General features: G+C 47.1%; 5 protein-coding genes. 4 read left to right on the top strand and 1 reads right to left on the bottom strand.

The features are described 5' to 3' along the window. Nucleotides 1-263: 263 nt before the first annotated feature. A complete protein-coding gene (locus RJ60_RS04480) occupies nucleotides 264-1481 on the bottom strand; it encodes an MFS transporter (RefSeq protein WP_103134135.1) in 1218 nt (405 codons plus the stop codon). 43 nt (nucleotides 1482-1524) lie between these two features. On the opposite strand from RJ60_RS04480, the gene RJ60_RS04475 reads away from it, so the two are divergent. The 4 genes from RJ60_RS04475 (at nucleotide 1525) to RJ60_RS15765 (ending at nucleotide 4069) form a co-directional block, all read left to right on the top strand. Then, nucleotides 1525-1941: a MarR family winged helix-turn-helix transcriptional regulator gene (locus tag RJ60_RS04475; RefSeq protein WP_103134134.1), complete on the top strand. Its 417-nt coding sequence runs from the start codon at nucleotides 1525-1527 to the stop codon at nucleotides 1939-1941. A 43-nt stretch (nucleotides 1942-1984) separates the two neighbouring features. Further along, a complete protein-coding gene (locus RJ60_RS04470; protein ID WP_103134133.1) occupies nucleotides 1985-2665 on the top strand; it encodes an ABC transporter permease in 681 nt (226 codons plus the stop codon). 180 nt (nucleotides 2666-2845) lie between these two features. After that, on the top strand, nucleotides 2846-3802 hold the full coding sequence (locus tag RJ60_RS15770) for an ABC transporter ATP-binding protein (RefSeq protein ID WP_219725864.1): 957 nt from the start codon (nucleotides 2846-2848) through the stop codon (nucleotides 3800-3802). Nucleotides 3803-3880: 78 nt separating this feature from the next. After that, nucleotides 3881-4069, top strand: coding sequence for a hypothetical protein (locus RJ60_RS15765; protein ID WP_219725863.1), 189 nt, complete (start codon nucleotides 3881-3883; stop codon nucleotides 4067-4069). Nucleotides 4070-4253 lie beyond the last annotated feature (184 nt).

The following is a 4253-nucleotide window of genomic DNA, read 5'->3' as shown; positions in this document are numbered from 1 at the left end:
GACCTCCGAATCGAGTCACCAGACAGGAGAAGCCAGGCGTGCTTTTCAAGATGACCGAACACGGGTTCTCCTCACACTGAAGAGGGCGGCCAACACAAAACTGCCTCGATCGCACTCTCTTTGACTTTTCTGCTTTCATAATCTCAAAGCCCAGGAAGTTCCGCACACGTTGCAAGCGAGTTTCTTTTCTACAAAGATGTTGGGCAGGTCGAAGTCTGTTACTACTCAAACGAGGATTTGAGCTGCGCAAAGCAGCAGTTCCTTCATCCCAAATCATCAGTGATATCGATCTTCCTTATGAAATGCACCCCCGAAGCAATTGCTATGCTGGAGATAACCAGAACGACCGGAAAGCCCAAAAGCCGCAGCACACTACCCAGGATCAGAGGGAGGAGAGCAGTCACCAGACTGAGCGCACCCGATACGCCTGTATACAAAGCTCTGTTCGTGTTGTTGGAGATTTCGATAAGAAGCCACTCAAATCCGATCTTTCTCGCGCTCAAGGTGATCCCTGAAAGCAAAAAGACTATAAGATAGAAGTCCGGCGAGGCGGTGGAGAGAAGATATGCAATTAGCGGAATCGAGCTGCCAATTATTGCGCAGGTTATAAGCAGTCTTTTCAAGCCTCTCCTTTTAAGAAAGCGATTCCATAGCACACCGGCTCCAAGCATACCTATCATCTGAAACAGGAGAAAACTGCCCACGTCGCTTCCCATCAACCCGAAGCTGTCCTTCGCCAGGAGAACATAAAATGGGATCAGCACCAATCCGAACCCGGTGAGATTGCTAAAGACAATGTAGTTGAGGAGGTTCGCATCGTCCTTCAGTGTTTTTGGAATGCTCTTCATGATCTTCCAGAATCCAGGAATTTCCATCCCCTGAACTTCCCTTTCGCGTACTCCCACGAATCCAAGCGAAGCAACAAACAGGGAACTTCCTGCAATAAAGAACATAAGCGAGTAGTTGGCCGGATAACTCACGTTTCCAACAATGTACTTTGCAACAAAGCCCCCGAGAAGCGACAGTGCGCTGCCGGCAATCTGTCTGTACGACATGAAGCTGCGTCTATCTTGTTTAACTACTGACTGACCAAGCAGATGAGTATAACTGATTCCCGCGAAGACACCTCCAAATGAAAAAACGGAGATTATGGAAAAAAGGAGTACAAGAAGTGTGATTCCTCCGATAGATGAAAGCAAGAGAAAGCCTATGGAAAAGAGAGCGCCGACTCTTAAATAGATGCCAAGAAGCAAGTACGGTTTTTTCATCGGTTTGGACATAAGGTATCCAGCGAATACTACTTGAGCCAGTAGAGGAATCCCCGTCGAAATTGCAGTAACGAGACCGATTGCGAAACTACCTCCACCTGCCTCCAAGATCATTGAAGGAAGGACCGTATTCACCTCAACAAAAGCCATTGTCAGTGCAAGAAAAGAGGCGTGCCAGATAAACCCTAAATAGTGTCCTCTATCGCTTTCCAAGTCTCACCTCAACATAGATCCGCCTGTTCGTACGGGTCTGACAGTGAAAAGTATATCATCTGATAGATGTCTGCAGGGCGAACTTCATGAAGAAGCGCTTAATCTTCTCCAGATTCGTTCTTCATCGAGGTCAGCCGCCGTTTCTCTTCCTCCTTTTGAGAGAGATGGAAGGACGGTAAGCGAAATCACTACCGAAATGGGCCTTTCTGCGGCGACTGTGAGCAAAATGGTGCCGAGAATGGAGTCGTCGGGGTTTGTTAAGAAGAGTCAGGACGGATTGGATTTGAGAGTATTCAGGGTTTATTTGACAGAGAAGAGCAGAGAGATCCGGGTCGAACTTGAGCGAACAATGCTTGAAGTTGAAGAGGAGACATTTTCGAACTTCTCGCCTGAAGAACGTGTCCTGCTTGAACGCTTCCTTGTCAGACTGAAAGAGACTCTCCTGGCAAGAAAGATTTAATACATCTCCAATGTAACCAAACTGATGCGGGGTGGAAGACTAAATGAAAAGACTCTTCAAATTTCTCGAACCATACTGGATCTTCGCCGTTCTGGCTCCTTTAGCAATGTTCCTAGAAGTTGCCATCGATCCCTTCCAGCCGAAGTTGCTTGAAGAAATCATAGACGTCGGAATCATGAATCAGGACCTTGACGTAATCGTGAGCGCGGGAAACAAAATGCTAATGACAACTTTTGTCGCTGTTCTACGAGGAATCGGCTGCGTAATATTTTCGTCGATAGCGGCTCAAAACGCAGGCGCAGATATCCGTAGGAGCATTTTCACGAAGGTACAATATCTGTCACGCGCAAAGCTAGACAAATACGGAACCGGATCACTTATCACAAGAATCACAGATGATATTGTTCAATTTCAGCAGTTCGTGATGATTCTTCTAAGGATGTTCGTTAGGGCTCCAATGCTGTTCATTGGAAGTCTCATACTGATAAGTTGGAGACTCTCGCTTATCTTCCTTGTGATAATCCCTCTTGTCACATATCTTACTTTCGCCATTATGAAGAGAGTATTGCCTCTTTTCTCTCGAGTGCAGCAGGAAATGGACAACGTGAACACTCGTGTAAGAGACAACTTGTCTGGAATAAGGGTCGTGGAGTCTTTCGCCTCTGCCGAGTTCGAGTCAAGCAAGTTCAACGCCGCAAATGAATCTACTCCGCAACTGCAATGAAGGCGGCGAGAACCATGGTGATTATCATGCCGCTTCTCTCACTCATACTGAATCTAGGCATAGTTGCAGTAATATGGTTCGGCGGAATTCAGGTGGAAGCCGGAGGAATGCAGACCGGCTAGATGATGGCTTTGTAAACTACCTGGGCAGAATGCTTATGTCGATGATGATAGGCATGATGTGATCTTTGTTTCGAGAGCTCAGGCCTCTGCAAAAAGAGTCGCAGAAGTCCTTGACGAAACGGAAGAAGAGGACGTAAAGGCCGGAAAATCCCATGATCTTAGAGGTCCTATCGTCTTTGAAAACGTTGACTTCAATTACGGAAACGGAGCCAACAAGATGCTTCACAATCTGAACTTCAAAATAGACCAGGGTGAGACAGTCGCGTTCCTTGGAGACACCGGATCGGGCAAATCTTCACTGGTTAGTCTTCTGCCCCGTCTTTATGAAGTTGATTCCGGCCGCATCTTGCTCAATGGAGTCGATATCAATGATGTATCTCGGCATGAGTTGAGAAGGAATATTACAATGGTATTCCAGGAGTCAATCCTCTTCTCCGGAAAGATCAGAGATAATATCAGTTATGGCAAACCGGAGGCAAGCGAAGAAGAAATCGAGAAGCCTGCAGAGATAGCTAAGATTGCTGATTTCATCGGCACTCGCCCCGATAAATACAACACTGAACTCAGCCAGATGGCGACAAATCTTTCAGGAGGTCAAAAACAGCGAATGACCATTGCAAGAGCAGTCGCCACGAGATCTCCTATCATAATCTTCGACGATAGCGCAAGCGCCCTGGATGCACAGACCGAAGCAGAGGTTATGAGAGCGATAGGAGTCTCAGTCGATGGCCACGACATTTCGAGCTTTGACAGGGAGCAACTCAGAAGAAAGCTTGGAATCGTTCTTCAGGATACCCAGCTCTTCATGGGCACCATAAAGGACAATATACGTTACGGCAGGCAGGATGCAACAGATGAAGAGATAGTCGAGGCAGCCAAGATGGAAAATGCTCATCATTTCATCATGGGCCTTCCAGACAAGTATGAAACCGTTGTCTCTTCAAACGGCGACAGCATAAACCGTGGCCAGAGGCAGTTGCTGGCGATCGCCCGGATAATGCTCATAGATCCCTAGATACTCATACTCGATGAAGCTACAAGCAATGCCGACACCAGAACGGAGATGCACATCCAAGAGGCGATGCGGAATCTTATGAAGAGCCGCACCAGTTTCGTTGTGGCTCACAGACTCAGTACAATCAAGAACACAGACAGAATTTACGTGATCGACAATGGAAGGATAATTGAAACCGGCACTCACGATGAATTGATACGTATGAAGAGTTTCTATTACAGCCTCTACACAACGCAGCTTGCCCTTCCCGGTCACGATGACGCTTGAACTGGGCCGGATGATACAACCCACCTGTGAAGACCTTTCTTGGTCACTACTTAAAGCTGCCGATGAGGAGGAAGCGCTATCCGCGATCTATAATTCGTGGGAAAGAGCATACCCGGACGACACATCAACCTGGAAGAATAAATGGATTATAGGGTGGGCTCGAAGAAATCACCGAAGAAACAGT

The organism is Mesotoga sp. B105.6.4 (genome assembly GCF_002896535.1).
Taxonomy (GTDB): Bacteria; Thermotogota; Thermotogae; order Petrotogales; family Kosmotogaceae; genus Mesotoga.
The sequence above is the reverse complement of the archived record's forward strand: the minus strand, read 5'-3'. Positions and strand labels throughout refer to the sequence as shown.

Excerpts from the sequence above, each read along its gene's own strand:
- RJ60_RS04470 (WP_103134133.1), top strand. The coding sequence starts at position 1,985 with ATGAAAAGACTCTTCAAATTTCTCGAACCATACTGGATCTTCGCCGTT.
- RJ60_RS15765 (WP_219725863.1), top strand. The coding sequence starts at position 3,881 with ATGAAGAGCCGCACCAGTTTCGTTGTGGCTCACAGACTCAGTACAATC.